Here is a 15,489-nt window from a genome sequence, read left to right on the forward strand (position 1 = left end):
CTGTCCATCCTGTTTCTTTGTTGAACAGCCGGCGGTGGCCGGCTGCAATGGTTGATCAGGCTTGCGCCGCCGCCAGGAAGTCCTGAGCGAAGCGCTGCAATACGCCGCCGGCTTCGTAGATCGACACTTCCTCGGCGGTATCCAGCCTACAGGTCACCGGCGCCTGGATGGTTTCGCCGCCGCGGCGGTGGATGACCAGAGTCAGCTCGGCGCGGGGCTGGCGCTTGCCGATCACGTCGTAGGTTTCGGTGCCGTCGAGCGCCAGCGTTTTGCGATTGGTGCCGGGCTTGAACTCCAGCGGCAGTACGCCCATGCCGATCAGGTTGGTACGGTGGATGCGCTCGAAGCCTTCGGCGACGATGGCTTCGACGCCGGCGAGGCGCACGCCCTTGGCCGCCCAGTCGCGCGAGCTGCCCTGGCCGTAGTCGGCGCCGGCGACGATGATCAGCGGCTGCTTGCGGTCCATATAGGTTTCAATGGCCTCCCACATCCGCATCACCTTGCCCTCCGGCTCCACGCGGGCCAGCGAGCCCTGGCAGACCGACCCGTCGCCGTTCAGCACCATCTCGTTGAACAGCTTGGGATTGGCGAAGGTGGCGCGCTGCGCGGTCAGGTGGTCGCCGCGGTGGGTGGCGTAGGAATTGAAGTCCTCCTCCGGCAGGCCCATCTTGGCCAGGTATTCGCCGGCGGCGGAATCCAGCAAGATGGCGTTGGACGGCGACAGGTGGTCGGTGGTGATATTGTCCGGCAGCAGCGCCAGCGGGCGCATGCCCTTGAGCGTGCGCTCGCCCGCCAGCGCGCCCTCCCAGTACGGAGGGCGGCGGATATAGGTGGACTGCGGCCGCCAGGCGTACAGCGGGCTCACTTTCTCGCCGCTGCTTTGGCGGATGGCGAACATCGGCTCGTACACGCGACGGAAATGCTCGGGCTTCACCGCTTGTTTCAGCACCGCGTCTATCTCCTCGTCGGACGGCCAGATGTCCTGCAGGCGGATTTCCTTGCCGTCGGCCATGCCCAGCACGTCTTTCTCGATATCGAAGCGCATGGTGCCGGCGATGGCATAGGCGATCACCAGCGGCGGCGAGGCGAGGAAGGCCTGCTTGGCGTAGGGGTGGATGCGGCCGTCGAAGTTGCGGTTGCCGGATAGCACCGCGGTCGCGTACAGGTCGCGGTCCACGATCTCTTGCTGGATTTTCGGGTCCAGCGCGCCGGACATGCCGTTGCAGGTGGTGCAGGCGAAGGCGACGATGCCGAAGCCCAGCCGTTCCAGTTCGGACAGCAGGCCGGCTTCCTTTAGATACAGCTCCACAGCCTTGGAGCCGGGAGCCAGCGAAGATTTCACCCACGGCTTGCGAACCAGGCCCAGCTTGTTGGCGTTGCGCGCCAGCAGGCCGGCGGCGATCACGTTGCGCGGGTTGCTGGTGTTGGTGCAGCTGGTGATGGCGGCGATGATGACCGCGCCGTCCGGCAACAGGCCCTGCGCTTCCTGCGCGCGGGCCTCGGCGAGATTGGCGGCGATGCCGCGTTCGGCAAGCAGAGACACCGGCAGCCGCTTGTGCGGGTTGGACGGGCCGGCCAGGTTGCGGGTGACGGTGGCCAAGTCGAACTTCAACACCCGCTCGTATTCGGCGGTCTTCAGGTTGTCCGCCCACAGACCGGCTGTCTTGGCGTAGGTTTCCACCAGCTTGACCTGCTCGTCGCTGCGGCCGGTCAGCTTCAAATAAGCGATGGTCTGCGCGTCGATGAAGAACAGCGCGGCGGTGGCACCATACTCCGGCGCCATATTGGAGATGGTGGCGCGGTCGCCCAGCGTCAGCGCCGCGGCGCCATCGCCATAGAATTCCAGATAGGCGCCGACGACCTTTTGCTGGCGCAGGAACTCGGTCAGCGCCAGCACCACGTCGGTGGCGGTGATGCCGGCGGCGGGTTTGCCTCTCAGCTCGACGCCGACGATTTCAGGCAGCCGCATCCACGAGGCGCGGCCCAGCATCACGTTCTCCGCCTCCAGGCCGCCGACGCCGACGGCGATCACGCCCAGCGCATCGACGTGCGGCGTGTGGCTGTCGGTGCCGACGCAGGTGTCGGGGTAGGCGACGCCGTTGTCGGCGTGGATCACCGGGCTCATCCGCTCCAGATTGATCTGGTGCATGATGCCGTTGCCGGCCGGGATCACGTCCACATTGTCGAAGGCGGTTTTGGTCCACTCGATGAAATGGAAGCGGTCCTCGTTGCGCCTGTCCTCGATCGCGCGGTTCTTGGCGAAGGCCTGCGGATCGAAGCCGCCGCATTCCACAGCCAGCGAGTGGTCGACGATCAGCTGCACCGGCACCACCGGATTGACCTGGGCCGGGTCGCCGCCCTGATTGGCGATGGCGTCGCGCAGGCCGGCCAGATCCACCAGCGCGGTCTGGCCCAGAATGTCGTGGCACACCACTCGCGCCGGGAACCAGGGGAAGTCGCGCTCGCGCTTGCGGTGGACGATTTGTTCCAGGCATTCGGTCAAAACGGCCGGCTCGCAGCGGCGGACCAGGTTTTCGGCGTGGATGCGGGCGGTGTAGGACAGCTTGTCCCAGGCGCCGGGCTGGATGGCGTTGACGGCGGCGCGGGCGTCGAAGTAATCGAGTCCGGATCCGGTCAGGGCGGTGCGGTATTGGCGGTTCATGTCTGTCTTTCGCTCAGTCGCGGCCGCTGTCGGGCAGCCGTTGCAGAAAGTCGCTGTAACGCAGGGTGAAGCCTTGCTCGTCGACGATGATGTCGGCGGCGAAGCCCGGGGATTCGTAGCGGTAGCAGGGCATGCCGTCATGGTCCGGCAGGCGGGTGTAACGCTGCGGGCAGATGGCCGGCGTCAATGACGGCAGGCGCACGAACAGCATCGACAGCTCGACGCTGTCGCCGATGCCCAGTTTCAGCCGGCGGATGGGGAAGGCGTTGGTCAGGCCGCAGGATTGCAGGTCCAACTCCTGGCAGCCATCCCAGGCGGGCTGCGCCTGGCCGTTGACCAGCCAGCGGCCGCTTTCGGTGTGTTGCAGCGTCAGTTGCCTGGGTTCGGGCGCGGAAACATCGATGTGGGCATGGCTGAGCCTGCCGCGGTGGTCCAGCTGCATCCGGTAGCGCAGGCTGGCGCCGGTGTCGGCATGCAGCAGGCTGCCGCTGGCGGACAAGGAGAGGCCGGCGCCGGTTTCGATTTCCGCCTGCTCCAGCCCCGGGCAGTCCAGGCGCTGCCAGAACAACATTTGCTTCATTTACTGCTCCAGTATGGCCGACGCGGCCGGTCGGCCGCGTCGCTCGCTGCTTGCCTCAGCGTTTTTCCAGCGGGATGTAGGCCTGGTCTTCCGGGCCGATGTAGTTGGCTGAAGGGCGGATGATCTTGCCGTCCTGGCGTTGCTCGATCACGTGCGCGCTCCAGCCGCTGGTGCGCGAGATCACGAACAGCGGGGTGAACATCGCGGTCGGCACGCCCATCGCGTGGTAGCTGACGGCGGAGAACCAGTCGAGGTTGGGGAACATTCTCTTGACGTCCCACATCACGGTTTCCAGGCGTTCGGCGATGTCGAACATCTTCATGTCCCTGTTGCTCTTCGACAGTTCGCGCGCTACCTCCTTGATCACCTTGTTGCGCGGGTCGGAAATGGTGTACACCGGGTGGCCGAAGCCGATCACCACTTCCTTGCGCTCCACGCGGGCGCGGATGTCGGCTTCGGCCTCGTCCGGGCTTTCGTAGCGCTGCTGGATCTCGAACGCCACTTCGTTGGCGCCGCCGTGCTTCGGGCCGCGCAGCGCGCCGATGGCGCCGGTGATGGCGCTGTGCATGTCGGAGCCGGTGCCGGCGATGACGCGGGCGGCGAAGGTGGAGGCGTTGAATTCGTGCTCGGCGTACAGGTTCAAAGAGGTGTGCATCGCGCGCACCCATTCGGCCGACGGCTTGACGCCGTGCAGCAGGTGCAGGAAGTGGCCGCCTATGCTGTCGTCGTCGGTTTCGACGTCGATGCGCTTGCCGTTGTGGCTGTAGTGGTACCAGTAAAGCAGGATGGAGCCGAACGAGGCCATCAGGCGGTCGGCGATGTCGCGCGCGCCGGCCAGGTTGTGGTCGTCCTTCTCCGGCAGCGCGCAACCCAGGGCGGAGGCGCCGCTGCGCATCACGTCCATCGGGTGGGCGCCGGCCGGCAGCGCTTCCAGCACCGCCTTCACCGAGGCCGGCAGGCCGCGCAGCGATTTCAGTTTCTTCTTGTAGCCGGCGAGTTCCGCCTGGTTCGGCAGTTTGCCGTGCACCAGCAGGTAGGCCACTTCTTCGAACTCCGCCTTGTCGGCCAGATCCAGGATGTCGTAGCCGCGGTAGTGCAGGTCGTTGCCGCTGCGGCCGACGGTGCACAGCGCGGTGTTGCCGGCGGCGACGCCGGATAGTGCGACGGATTTCTTCGGTTTGCCGGTCAGAACCACTTCAGTCATGCAATTTCTCCTTTGTCAGACTTGGGGCGATGCCGCAGCCCTTGAATTGTTATTGCTTGCCGGCGGCGAACAGTTGGTCCAGTTTCTTTTCGTATTCGTGGTAACCCAGGTGGTCGTACAGATCCATCCGGGTCTGCATCTTGCCGACCACGGCTTGCTGGGTGCCGTCGCGGCGGATGGCGCCGTACACTTCCAGCGCGGCCTGGCTCATGGCGCGGAAGGCGGAGAGCGGATACAGCATCAAGGCGACGCCGTTGGCGGCCAGTTCTTCGGCGGTGTAGAGCGGCGTGGCGCCGAACTCGGTGATGTTGGCCAGCACCGGCACCTTCACCGCGTCGGCGAAGCGCTTGTACATGGCCAGATCGGTCATCGCTTCCGGGAAGATCATGTCCGCGCCGGCTTCGACGCAGGCGACGGCGCGTTCGATGGCGGCGTCCAGGCCCTCCACCGCCAGCGCGTCGGTGCGCGCCATGATGACGAAGCTGTCGTCGCGGCGGGCGTCGGTGGCCGCCTTGACGCGGTCTATCATTTCATCCTGCGGGACAATGGCCTTGTTCGGGCGGTGGCCGCAACGCTTCTGCTGCACCTGATCCTCGATGTGGACGGCGGCGACGCCGGCCTTCTCCAGGCTGCGCACGGCGCGGGCGATGTTGAAAGCGCCGCCCCAGCCGGTGTCGATATCCACCAGCAGCGGCAGATCGGTGATGTCGGTGATGCGGCGGGCGTCGATCAGCACGTCTTCCAGCGTGGTGATGCCGAGATCGGGAATGCCGCAGGACGAAGCGGCGACGCCGCCGCCGGACAAGTACAGGGCCTTGAAACCTGAGTGTTCGGCCAAACGTGCAGCGTAGGCGTTGATCGCCCCCACCACTTGCAATGGTTTTTCGGCGGCCACGGCCTGGCGGAAAAGCTGCCCGGGAGTGCTCATGAAATGCTCCTGACGGTGGGTGGAATTAGTTGCCTGTCATTCAAGCAAGTGCTTGGTTGGAGTGTAAAGGCTCTAGAAAATGCTGGCAATAGTTGATAATCGGATGTTCAAGTTTCGCGCCGGGAGTGATATGTTTCGCAACGTCCTCGCCAGTGGGAACTCGGGCTTTAAACCGTGGTCTAGATCACAGTCCACGTAACGACCACATAGAACAGTGGGCAAACCAGGGAGCATAACAACGACTATGAGTGATCGGGACATCGATCAACAGTTGGTGGAACGTGCCCAGCGAGGTGAAAAAAGAGCTTTCGATCTGCTTGTTGCAAAGTATCAGCGACGTCTCGCCAGGTTGTTGTCGCGTTTCATACGCGACGGTTCTGACATCGAGGATGTGACGCAGGAAGCGTTTATCAAAGCGTATCGCGCTTTGCCATCATTTCGAGGTGAGAGCGCGTTTTACACATGGCTGTACAGGATCGGCATCAATACGGCCAAGAATTTCCTCAGCGCCAACGGGCGTCGCCCGGTGGTCAACAGCGAGATAGAGGACGAGGATGGCGAGAGTTTCGACATGGCGTCGCAAATTCCCGACATGAATACGCCCGAAACCGAGCTGATGAACAAGGAGATTCTGGCTACGGTCAATGCCGCCGTGGAGGCCTTGCCGGAGGAGTTGCGCACTGCCATCTCGCTTAGGGAGATGGAAGGGCTGTCCTACGACGAGATCGCCAGGGTGATGGATTGTCCGATAGGTACCGTGCGTTCGCGGATTTTCCGCGCTCGCGAGGCGATTGCTGCTGAGCTCAGGCCTCTGCTGGATACGGCCAAGAACAGAAGGTGGTAAGTATGAAAGAAACGATATCCGCACTGATGGACGGTGAACTGGACGGGCCCGATGCCGACAAGGCAATCGCCGCCATCGCCGGAGACAAGGATCTGGATGATGCCTGGGAAGGGTACCATCTGATCGGCGACGCCATGCGCGCCAATCGCCTGTCCTCGCTTAATGTGAGGAGCAAGGTGGCGGCTCGCTTGGCGGAAGAGCCGACGGTCCTGGCGCCGCGGCGCTGGACGCGTCCGCGCAAGGCGCGCACCGCGAGCGCGGTGGCGTTGGCCGCGAGCGTCAGCTTCGCAGCCGTCGTGGGTTGGCAGCAGCTGTCCCACCGCAACGCTCCGCCGTCGGCGATCGCCGATCGCGGCGTGCCGGTGCAGATCGCCAAGCCCGCCGCGGCGATGGATCAGGACGATCCCTATGTGCTGGCGCACCAGGAGGTGACCGCCGACCAGAGTGTGATGCGCGTGTCCTACGGAAACGGAGCTCGCCACTGATGCATGTCGTTCCTCTGATTGGTGTTTTGATGCTCGGGGCCGCGTGCGCGGTCCATGCGGAGGATGACATGCAGCTGCTGCGCAATGTCGGCAACGCCGGCAGGCAGCAGCCGCTGGATGGCACCTATCTGCATCAGATGAATGGCACGCTGGAAACTTTCCGCATCGTCCGTCAGGGACAGGGCGACAATGTGCGCGAAAAGCGCACCTCGCTGGACGGTCCGACGCGGGAGGTGGTTCGCAAGGGAAGGGGGCTGACCTGCTTCGCGCCCGACAAGCGCGCCTTGATGGCGTGCAAGATCAGCGCGATGCGGCTGTTCCCCGCCTTGCTGCCCGATGATCTGGACGATATCACCCGTTCCTACGTCCTCAAGCGCACTGGCTATGATCGCGTGGCCAAGAGAGACTGCCAGTGGCTGGATCTGCAGCCTCGGGACGCGCAGCGCTACACGATGCGGATGTGCATAGAACCCGCCACCTATCTTCCCTTGAAAGTGATGACCCTATCGCCGCGCGGCGATGCGGTCGAGCAGTTCACCTTCACCGATGTGGAGCTGGGCGGTGCCAAGGATAAGCGGGCGTACGTCTCCAAGCTGTCGCAGCGTTTCCAGTTGCGTTCCAGCGCATCGGGGGGCAGCGAGGAAGCGGCTCCGCCGCAGGGCGAGCTGACCGGATTGCCGCAGGGCTTCCGGGTGCTGCGTTCGGTCCAGCGCGTGCTGCCCGGACAGGGCGGCAAGCCGGTCCGGCACATGGTGCTGAGCGACGGTCTGGTGATGCTGTCGGTGTTTGTCGAGCCGCCTCCGCCCGAGCACGCGCGCCTGGAAAAGGTGGGCAACCTGCACGGGGCGATCAACATGGCCACCAGCTACCAGAACGACATGCAGCTGACTGCGGTGGGCGATATGCCTCAAACCGCGATGATGGCCCTGCTCAAGGGTTTGCATGTCAACGGCAAGGGGGATTGAGCCCATGTCGGGCAGGCTTTCCGGCCGATGAAAGCGTGACTGGCCATTTCCCTTCGAAAGCATGCGGAAGTGGCCAGTTTTGCGTGATGCGTCCGCAAGGCGCGTCGCAAGGGAGCGTGAGGGGCGCGGCAAGGCGCCGCTTCCCGATCCGATGGTTGCACAGCCGGCGTCCGCCGGCCCATTCAGTCCACAACATTCCAAAGATGGAGCGCACATGTCGGTCAAAAAACTGATTGTTTCCGCAATGCTGTCGGCATCGATTCTGACCGCGGCGGTTCCTGTCGCCATGGCGGCGGAACTGCCGGACTTCGCCCAGATCGTCGAGGCCGAGGGCAAGGCGGTGGTCAATATCAGCACCACTTCCACGGTCAAGGAGACGGTTTCCGGCCTGCCGGAGGGCATGGAGGGGGATCCGTTCTTCGAGTTCTTCCGCCGCTTCGCGCCGCCGCAGCAGCGCGAGCATCAGGAGAGCTCGCTGGGTTCGGGTTTCATCATCTCGAAGGATGGCTATGTGCTGACCAATGCCCACGTGGTGGCCCGCGCGGACAAGATCACGGTCAAGCTGAACGACAAGCGGGAATTTCAGGCGCGGGTGATCGGTTCCGACGCCCGTTCCGATGTGGCCTTGCTCAAGATCGACGCCCAGAACCTGCCGGTGGTGCGGATGGGCGATCCGAAGAACCTGAAGGTCGGGCAGTGGGTGCTGGCCATCGGCTCGCCGTTCGGTTTTGAAAACACCGCCACCTCCGGCATCGTTTCCGGCAAGAACCGCATGCTGCCGGACGAGAGCGCCGTGCAGTTCATCCAGACCGACGCGGCGGTGAATCCCGGCAATTCCGGCGGCCCGCTGTTCAACCTGAATGGCGAGGTGGTCGGCGTCAACTCGCAGATCTACAGCCGTTCCGGCGGCTTCATGGGCATTTCCTTCGCCATTCCCATCGACACCGCGATGAATGTGGCCGACCAGCTGAAGACCAAGGGCAAGGTGACCCGCAGCCGCATCGGCGTGGTGGTGCAGGAGCTGAGCAAGGAGCTGGCCGCGTCCTTCGGCCTGGCCAAACCCAGCGGCGTGTTGATCAACGCGCTCGATCCCAAGGGGCCGGCGCAGAAGGCAGGCTTGAAGGCTGGCGACATCGTGCTGCGCATCAACGGCCAGACGATAGAGAACCGCGGCGACATGCAGCGCCTGATCAGCGACCTGCCGCCGGGCAAGGCCATTTCGCTGGATGTCTGGCGCAGCCGCGCGCAGACCAGCGTACGCGTGGTGCCTGACGAACTGGTGGAGGAGGATGCCCGCGTCGCCAAGCGCGAGTACCGCAAGCCGGGCGCGGAGGGCGAGCAAAGCCTGGCCCAGATCGGCCTGCGCCTGCAGGAGCTGAATCCGGTCCAGCTGCAGCGCGCCGGCATCGACTACGGCCTGCTGGTGCGCGGCGCCAACGGCGCGGCGATGCGCGCCGGCATCCAACAGGGCGATCTCATCGTCGGCATCGGCAGCGATCCGCTGAAGAGCTTCGCCCAGTTGAAGGGCGCGCTGAACCAGGCCAAGAAGGGCAGCGCGGTCGCCTTGCAGGTGATGCGCCAGGGCGTGACGATGTTCGTGCCGCTGACCGTGGACGAAGCCAAGTGAAGCTGACGCTCTATTTTCGCGAATACTGCAGCCTGTGCCATCAGATGTTGGCCGAGCTCGGCCCCTGGCGCGAGCGCCACGGCTTCGAGCTCGAGGTGGTGGATGTCGATGCCGATCCGGCTCTGGAGGCCCGCTTCAACGAGTTGGTGCCGGTGCTGATGGACGGCGAGACCGAAATCTGCCATTGGCATCTGGACGGCGCGAGATTGGCTGCACATTTGGGCGAAATCGGCTAAAATCCGCGCCAGTGTGAGTAAAACCGGGGGCGCGCTGGTCGCGCCCCCGCTTGCTGATCGGCTTCCGGCCGCCGTCGGATCCGCAGGGATCCCCCGGAAGGGCTATCCGTCAGCAGCCCCGGGCACGCTAGCGTGCCCTTATCTTTTGCTGGAAACCGATGAAGAACATCCGAAATTTTTCGATCATTGCCCATATCGACCACGGTAAATCGACCCTGGCCGACCGCTTCATTCAGTTCTGCGGTGGTTTGGAATTGCGCGAGATGAGCGCCCAGGTGCTTGACTCCATGGACATCGAGAAGGAGCGCGGCATCACCATCAAGGCGCAGACCGCCGCCTTGACCTACAAGGCCCGAGATGGCCAGGTGTACAACCTCAACCTGATCGACACCCCGGGGCACGTGGACTTCAGCTATGAAGTGTCGCGCTCGCTGTCCGCCTGCGAGGGCGCGCTGCTGGTGGTGGACGCGTCGCAGGGCGTGGAAGCCCAGACCGTCGCCAACTGCTACACCGCCATCGAGCTGGGCGTGGAAGTGGTGCCGGTGCTGAACAAGATCGACCTGCCGGCCGCCGATCCCGAGCGCATCTCGCAAGAGATCGAGGACATCATCGGCATCGAGGCCGTCGACGCGGTGCGCGCCTCGGCCAAGTCCGGCATCGGCATCGAAGACATCCTGGAGGAAGTGGTCAGCAAGATCCCGGCGCCGAAGGGCGACCCGGATGGCCCGCTGAAGGCGCTGATCGTCGATTCCTGGTTCGACAACTACGTCGGCGTGGTGATGCTGGTGCGCGTGATCGACGGCTCGCTGAAGCCCAAGGACAAGATCAAGTTCATGGCCACAGGCGCCGAGCACCTGTGCGAACAGGTGGGCGTGTTCACGCCCAAGTCGGTTCAGCGTCAAAACCTGAACGCGGGCGAGGTGGGCTTCGTCATCGCCGGCATCAAGGAATTGAAATCGGCCAAGGTGGGCGACACCATCACCCTGGTGTCGAAGCCGGCCGCCGAGGCGCTGCCTGGCTTCAAGGACGTGCAGTCGCAGGTGTTCGCCGGCCTGTACCCGGTGGAAAGCCACGATTACGAAGCGCTGCGCGACGCGCTGGAAAAGCTGCAGTTGAACGACGCCTCGCTGAAGTACGAGCCGGAAGTGTCGCAGGCGCTGGGCTTCGGCTTCCGCTGCGGCTTCCTCGGCCTCCTGCATCTGGAGATCGTCCAGGAGCGGCTGGAGCGCGAGTTCGACATGGACCTGATCACCACCGCCCCCACGGTGAACTACGAAGTGGTGATGAAAGACGGTACGGTGGAGGTGGTGTCGAACCCGTCGCGGATGCCGGATGCCGGCAAGTATGAAGACCTGCGCGAACCCATCATCACCTCCACCATCCTGGTGCCGCAGGACTATGTGGGCGCGGTGATGACGCTGTGCAACCAGAAGCGCGGCGTGCAGCGCAATATGCAATACATGGGCCGCCAGGTGATGCTCACCTACGATCTGCCGATGAATGAAGTGGTGATGGACTTCTTCGACAAGCTGAAGTCCACCAGCCGCGGCTACGCCTCGCTGGACTACGAGTTCAAGGAATTCCAGAGCGCCGACCTGGTCAAGCTGGATGTGCTGGTCAACGGCGAGAAGGTCGACGCGCTGAGCCTGATCGTCCACCGCGCCTCCAGCGTGTACCGCGGCCGCGAACTGGTGTCGAAGATGCGCGAGCTGATTCCGCGCCAGATGTTCGACATCGCGGTGCAGGCGGCTATCGGCGGCCACATCATCGCCCGCGAAACGGTGAAGGCGCTGCGCAAGAACGTGCTGGCCAAGTGCTACGGCGGCGACATCACCCGTAAGAAAAAGCTGCTGGAAAAACAGAAGGCCGGCAAGAAGCGGATGAAGCAGGTCGGCAACGTGGAAATCCCGCAAGAGGCTTTCCTGGCGATTCTTCAAGTAGGGGACAAATAAGTGGGCGCAAACTTGTTCTGGGTGTTCTCGGCCGCGGTCGTGGTCGGCGTGTTGCTGATTTTGCTTGGCGGCAAGAAGCAGGAAGGTGCCAAGGATTGGCCGCAATCGGTGCAGTGGGGCTATCTGGCCCTGGTGATCGGCGGCTTCGGCCTGCTGTCAGACTACATGAGCTTCACCGCGGTGATGCTGGTGTTCGTCGTGATCACCGGCGCGGTGTGGGCGCTGGACAAGTGGATGCTGGCCAGGAAGCGCGCCGCCAGCGGCGCGCAGCCCGGCCATTTCGTCGATTATTCGCGCGGCTTCTTCCCGGTGATCCTGGTGGTGTTCGTGCTGCGCTCCTTCCTGGTGGAGCCGTTCCAGATTCCGTCCAGCTCGATGCGGCCGGGCCTGGTGGTCGGCGATTTCATCCTGGTGAACAAGTTTACCTACGGCGTCCGCGTGCCGGTGCTGAACAACGTGCTGGTGCCGGTCAACAAGGTCAATCACGGCGACGTGGTGGTGTTCAACTATCCGCCCAACCCCAAGGTGAATTACATCAAGCGCGTGATCGGCCTGCCGGGCGACACAGTCGAGTACCGCAACAAGCGCCTGACCGTCAACGGCAAGCAGGTGACCGATGTCGCCGACGGCACTTACGACTACATCGAGCAAGGCCTGGCCCAGATCACCGCGCAGCGTTTCCGGGAAAACCAGGGCGGCAAGTCCTACCATGTATTGAACAACGTCGAAGCGCCGGTGGTGGCGCTGAGCCAGGTGCAGGACTTTCCCTACCGCGACAATTGCCGCTACGATGACGACGGTTTCGTCTGCAAGGTGCCGCAGGGCAATTACTTCATGATGGGCGACAACCGCGACAACAGCTCCGACGGCCGCTATTGGGGCTTCGTCGACGACAAGCTGATGGTGGGCAAGGCCTTCATGATCTGGATGAATTTCACCCAGTTGTCGCGCATCGGCACCCGGATACAGTAAAAACAATCTCAGGCCAAGAGCGGCCATGACCTGGAGAACCGCATGAAGAAGCAGCAAGGCTTGTCGGTAATTGCGATTTTGTTGGTCCTGGCCCTCGTCGGCGCCGGATTGATGCTGGTGTTCAAGATCGTGCCGGTCTACACCGAGTACGGCGATGTCAAGAACGCGCTGACGGCCCTGTCCGCCGAGACCAATGTCGGCGAGCAGACGCTGCGGCAGGAGTTCGACGGCAAGGCCAACGTCTCCGGAGTCACTTCCGTCAAGGGAGAGAATCTGATGGTGGTGGCCGGAGCCGGCAGCAATTATCTGCGCGCGAAGTATCAGCGCGAGGTGCCGCTGTTCGGCAATGTCAGTCTGCTTTTCCATTTCGATACCCAGGCGGGTCAACCGCCTGCGCAATAACCATACCGTGACCCAGATAGACAATCGATTCCGGCGCCTGTCCCAGGCGCTGGATTACGCATTTCAAAAACCGGAACTGCTGCGCCAGGCGCTGACGCACCGCAGCTTCAGCAGCACGAACAACGAGCGCTTCGAATTCGTCGGCGACAGCATCCTCAATTACACCGTGGCCCGCATGCTGTATGACCAGTTTCCGCAGCTGACCGAGGGCGAGCTGTCCCGTCTGCGCGCCAACCTGGTCAACCAGAACACGCTGGCGGAAATCGCCCAGGAACTGGCGCTGGGCGACTACCTGTACCTGGGCGAGGGCGAGCTCAAGAGCGGCGGATTCAACCGTCCGTCCATCCTGGCCGACGCGCTGGAAGCCACTTTCGCCGCCGTCAGCTTCGACGCCGATTTCGCCGCGGCCGAGCAGGTGGTGCGCCGCTTGTACAGCCAGCGCGTCGCCAACATCGACACCACGCGCCAGGCCAAGGACGCCAAGACCCGCTTGCAGGAAGCGCTGCAGGCGCGCAAGCTGGCGCTGCCCAAGTACCGCATCCTGTCGCAGAGCGGCGAGGCCCACGAACAATGGTTCAAGGTGGAGTGCGATCTGGGCGAGCTGGCCCTGATCTCCACCGGCGACGGCGGCAGCCGCCGCGCCGCCGAACAGCAGGCCGCCGAAGCGGCGTTGGTCCTGCTGGAACAGAAACTCGCCGCAGGCAAGAAAAAATCATGACCGATACTCCCCAATTCCACTGCGGCTTCGTCGCCATCGTCGGCCGTCCCAACGTGGGCAAGTCCACGTTGATGAATCACCTGATCGGCCAGAAGATCAGCATCACCTCGAAGAAATCGCAGACCACGCGCCATCGCGTCACCGGCATCCATACCGAGGACACGGCGCAGTTCGTGTTCGTCGACACGCCGGGCTTCCAGACCTATCACAAGGGCGCACTGAACGAGGCCTTGAACAAGAGCGTGAAGGACTCGCTCGGCAGCGTAGACTGCGTGCTGTTCCTGCTGGAGGCGATGCGTTTCACTTCCGCCGACAAGGAAGTGATGGCGCTGCTGCCCAAGAAGACCCCGGTCATCCTGGTGGTGAACAAGCTGGACAAGGCCAAGGACAAACTGACCCTGCAGGCCTTCATCGACGAAGTGACCGCCGAGTTCGAGTTCGCCGGCGTCGAAGTGGTCAGCGCCAAGCACGGCCAGCGCCTGGCCGAGCTGTTGGATCAGGTGCGCCCGCACCTGCCGGAATCGATGCCCCTGTATCCGGAGGACATGGTCACCGATAAAAACGAGCGCTTCCTGGCCGCCGAGATCGTCCGAGAAAAGCTGTTCCGCTATCTGGGCGAAGAGCTGCCGTACGAAATGAACGTGGAAGTGGAAATGTTCGAGATGGACGGCGCGCTGCGCCGCATCCACATCGCGGTGCTGGTGGACAAGGAACACCAGAAGCCCATCGTGATCGGCAAGGCCGGCGAGAAGCTGAAGAAGATCTCCACCGAGGCCCGTCTCGATATGGAAAAGCTGTTCGACGGCAAGGTGTTCCTGCAGGTCTGGGTGAAAGTGAAATCCGGCTGGGCCGACGATGTCCGCTTCCTGCGCGAGTTCGGTTTGAACTGATGACGGTATTGGACAGGCCCCCGGCGCAGGCTTGCTGGGCGGCGAATCTTTCCGGCGACGGCGCGGCGGCAGAGCTGTCGCGCTGCGCGCTGAGGCTGGCGGAAAGCCAGCCGGGCTGCCTGGGCGTGACCGCGGAAGACCGGGTCACGTATTGGGACAGCGTGGAGGCCATCGCCGCCTGGCGCGCCCGGGTGGAGCTGCTGGCCCGCCAGCGGCTGGGGCGCGGCGCCGAGACCGTTTCCATCCAGGTGAGCCGGCGGGGCGTGACGGCATGAGCCAGCCGGGCAGGGTGGACAAGCAGCCGGGTTATATCCTGCATACCCAGCCGTATCGCGAGACCAGCCTGCTGCTGGAAGTGTTGACCCGCGACCATGGCCGTTTCAGCCTGGTGGCGCGCAGCGCGCGCCGGCCCCGGTCCGATCTGCGCGGGGTGCTGCTGCCATTTCAGCCCTTGACCTTGTCGTGGTTCGGCAAGGGCGAGTTGCGCACGCTGCACGCGGCGGACTGGGACGGCGGGGTGCGGCAGCTGACCGGGCTGCCGCTGGTCTGCGGCTTTTATTTGAACGAATTGATGATGAAGCTCACGGCGCGGGACGATCCCGAGCCGCGGGCTTTTGCCGTTTATGACCGGGCGGTGCGGGAGCTGGCCGCCGGCGCGCCGTTGTCGACGGCCTTGCGCCGCTACGAGCTGCGGCTGGCCCAGGTGCTGGGCTACGCGCCGGCGCTCGGCCGCGACAGCCGCGGCGAGGCCATCGCCGCCGATCGCCATTATCTGTGCCGCGACGCGGCGATGCCAGAGCCGGATGAGCATCCGGAACTGGCGCCGGTCGGCCGCGCCGTCAGGTTGCCGGGCGAGGCCTTGCTGGCGATAGACGCCGACGACTACGGCCAGCCCGATACCCGCGGCCACGCGCGCCAGCTCAGCCGGGTATGGCTGTCCGCGCTGCTGGGCGACGAGCCGCTGGCGTCGCGCCAACTATTGCAAGCCATCCAGTCCCTTTCGGACTGATGGCGGGAAGACAAG

The 15,489-nt window shown here is 64.0% G+C and carries 16 protein-coding genes; 12 read left to right on the top strand and 4 right to left on the bottom strand.

What is annotated here, in order from left to right; translation table 11 throughout:
* Nucleotides 1-55 precede the first annotated feature (55 nt).
* From acnD to prpB, 4 genes are read right to left on the bottom strand one after another with little or no spacing between them, the layout of a single operon-like run.
* Complete coding sequence (acnD, locus tag BKX93_RS00510; protein WP_070978133.1) at nt 56-2,662, bottom strand: Fe/S-dependent 2-methylisocitrate dehydratase AcnD; 2,607 nt, start codon at nt 2,660-2,662, stop codon at nt 56-58.
* Nucleotides 2,663-2,675: 13 nt separating this feature from the next.
* Nucleotides 2,676-3,242, bottom strand: coding sequence for a putative glycolipid-binding domain-containing protein (locus tag BKX93_RS00515; RefSeq protein ID WP_070978135.1), 567 nt, complete (start codon nt 3,240-3,242; stop codon nt 2,676-2,678).
* A gap of 55 nt (nt 3,243-3,297) precedes the next feature.
* Nucleotides 3,298-4,446: a bifunctional 2-methylcitrate synthase/citrate synthase gene (prpC, locus tag BKX93_RS00520; protein ID WP_046167082.1), complete on the bottom strand. Its 1,149-nt coding sequence runs from the start codon at nt 4,444-4,446 to the stop codon at nt 3,298-3,300.
* Between the two features lie 49 nt (nt 4,447-4,495).
* Entirely contained in the window at nt 4,496-5,374 is an 879-nt protein-coding gene (prpB, locus tag BKX93_RS00525; RefSeq protein WP_070978137.1) for a methylisocitrate lyase, read from the bottom strand.
* A 244-nt stretch (nt 5,375-5,618) separates the two neighbouring features.
* Between prpB and rpoE the strand changes: the two genes are divergently transcribed.
* From rpoE to recO, 12 genes are all read left to right on the top strand, one after another.
* Entirely contained in the window at nt 5,619-6,218 is a 600-nt protein-coding gene (gene rpoE / locus BKX93_RS00530) for an RNA polymerase sigma factor RpoE (RefSeq protein WP_021478036.1), read from the top strand.
* A 2-nt stretch (nt 6,219-6,220) separates the two neighbouring features.
* Nucleotides 6,221-6,703 carry a sigma-E factor negative regulatory protein gene (locus BKX93_RS00535; protein WP_046156350.1) on the top strand — a complete coding sequence of 161 codons (483 nt, stop codon included), beginning with the start codon at nt 6,221-6,223 and terminating at the stop codon, nt 6,701-6,703.
* Between the two features lie 68 nt (nt 6,704-6,771).
* The gene (locus BKX93_RS00540; RefSeq protein WP_052717405.1) at nt 6,772-7,668 is read left to right on the top strand and encodes a MucB/RseB C-terminal domain-containing protein; all 897 of its coding nucleotides are present in this window, start codon (nt 6,772-6,774) and stop codon (nt 7,666-7,668) included.
* A gap of 214 nt (nt 7,669-7,882) precedes the next feature.
* Entirely contained in the window at nt 7,883-9,295 is a 1,413-nt protein-coding gene (locus BKX93_RS00545; protein ID WP_046156348.1) for a DegQ family serine endoprotease, read from the top strand.
* A complete protein-coding gene (locus tag BKX93_RS00550) occupies nt 9,292-9,531 on the top strand; it encodes a glutaredoxin family protein (protein WP_021478032.1) in 240 nt (79 codons plus the stop codon). Before BKX93_RS00545 ends, BKX93_RS00550 begins: the two co-directional genes overlap by 4 nt.
* 158 nt (nt 9,532-9,689) lie before the next feature.
* Nucleotides 9,690-11,483: a translation elongation factor 4 gene (lepA, locus tag BKX93_RS00555; protein WP_070978139.1), complete on the top strand. Its 1,794-nt coding sequence runs from the start codon at nt 9,690-9,692 to the stop codon at nt 11,481-11,483.
* Nucleotides 11,484-12,455 (top strand): signal peptidase I, encoded by a 972-nt coding sequence (lepB, locus tag BKX93_RS00560; RefSeq protein ID WP_046156346.1) that lies wholly within the window; start codon nt 11,484-11,486, stop codon nt 12,453-12,455.
* A gap of 42 nt (nt 12,456-12,497) precedes the next feature.
* Complete coding sequence (locus BKX93_RS00565; protein WP_046156345.1) at nt 12,498-12,857, top strand: DUF4845 domain-containing protein; 360 nt, start codon at nt 12,498-12,500, stop codon at nt 12,855-12,857.
* A 7-nt stretch (nt 12,858-12,864) separates the two neighbouring features.
* Complete coding sequence (rnc, locus tag BKX93_RS00570) at nt 12,865-13,575, top strand: ribonuclease III (protein WP_186009472.1); 711 nt, start codon at nt 12,865-12,867, stop codon at nt 13,573-13,575.
* A complete protein-coding gene (gene era, locus BKX93_RS00575) occupies nt 13,572-14,465 on the top strand; it encodes a GTPase Era (protein WP_021478027.1) in 894 nt (297 codons plus the stop codon). The genes rnc and era overlap by 4 nt, the downstream gene beginning before the upstream one ends.
* A complete protein-coding gene (locus BKX93_RS00580; RefSeq protein ID WP_052717404.1) occupies nt 14,465-14,740 on the top strand; it encodes an antibiotic biosynthesis monooxygenase family protein in 276 nt (91 codons plus the stop codon). The genes era and BKX93_RS00580 overlap by 1 nt, the downstream gene beginning before the upstream one ends.
* Nucleotides 14,737-15,474: a DNA repair protein RecO gene (gene recO / locus BKX93_RS00585; RefSeq protein WP_070978141.1), complete on the top strand. Its 738-nt coding sequence runs from the start codon at nt 14,737-14,739 to the stop codon at nt 15,472-15,474. Before BKX93_RS00580 ends, recO begins: the two co-directional genes overlap by 4 nt.
* Nucleotides 15,475-15,489 lie beyond the last annotated feature (15 nt).

Source organism: Chromobacterium vaccinii, assembly GCF_001855275.1.
Taxonomy (GTDB): domain Bacteria; phylum Pseudomonadota; class Gammaproteobacteria; order Burkholderiales; family Chromobacteriaceae; genus Chromobacterium; species Chromobacterium vaccinii.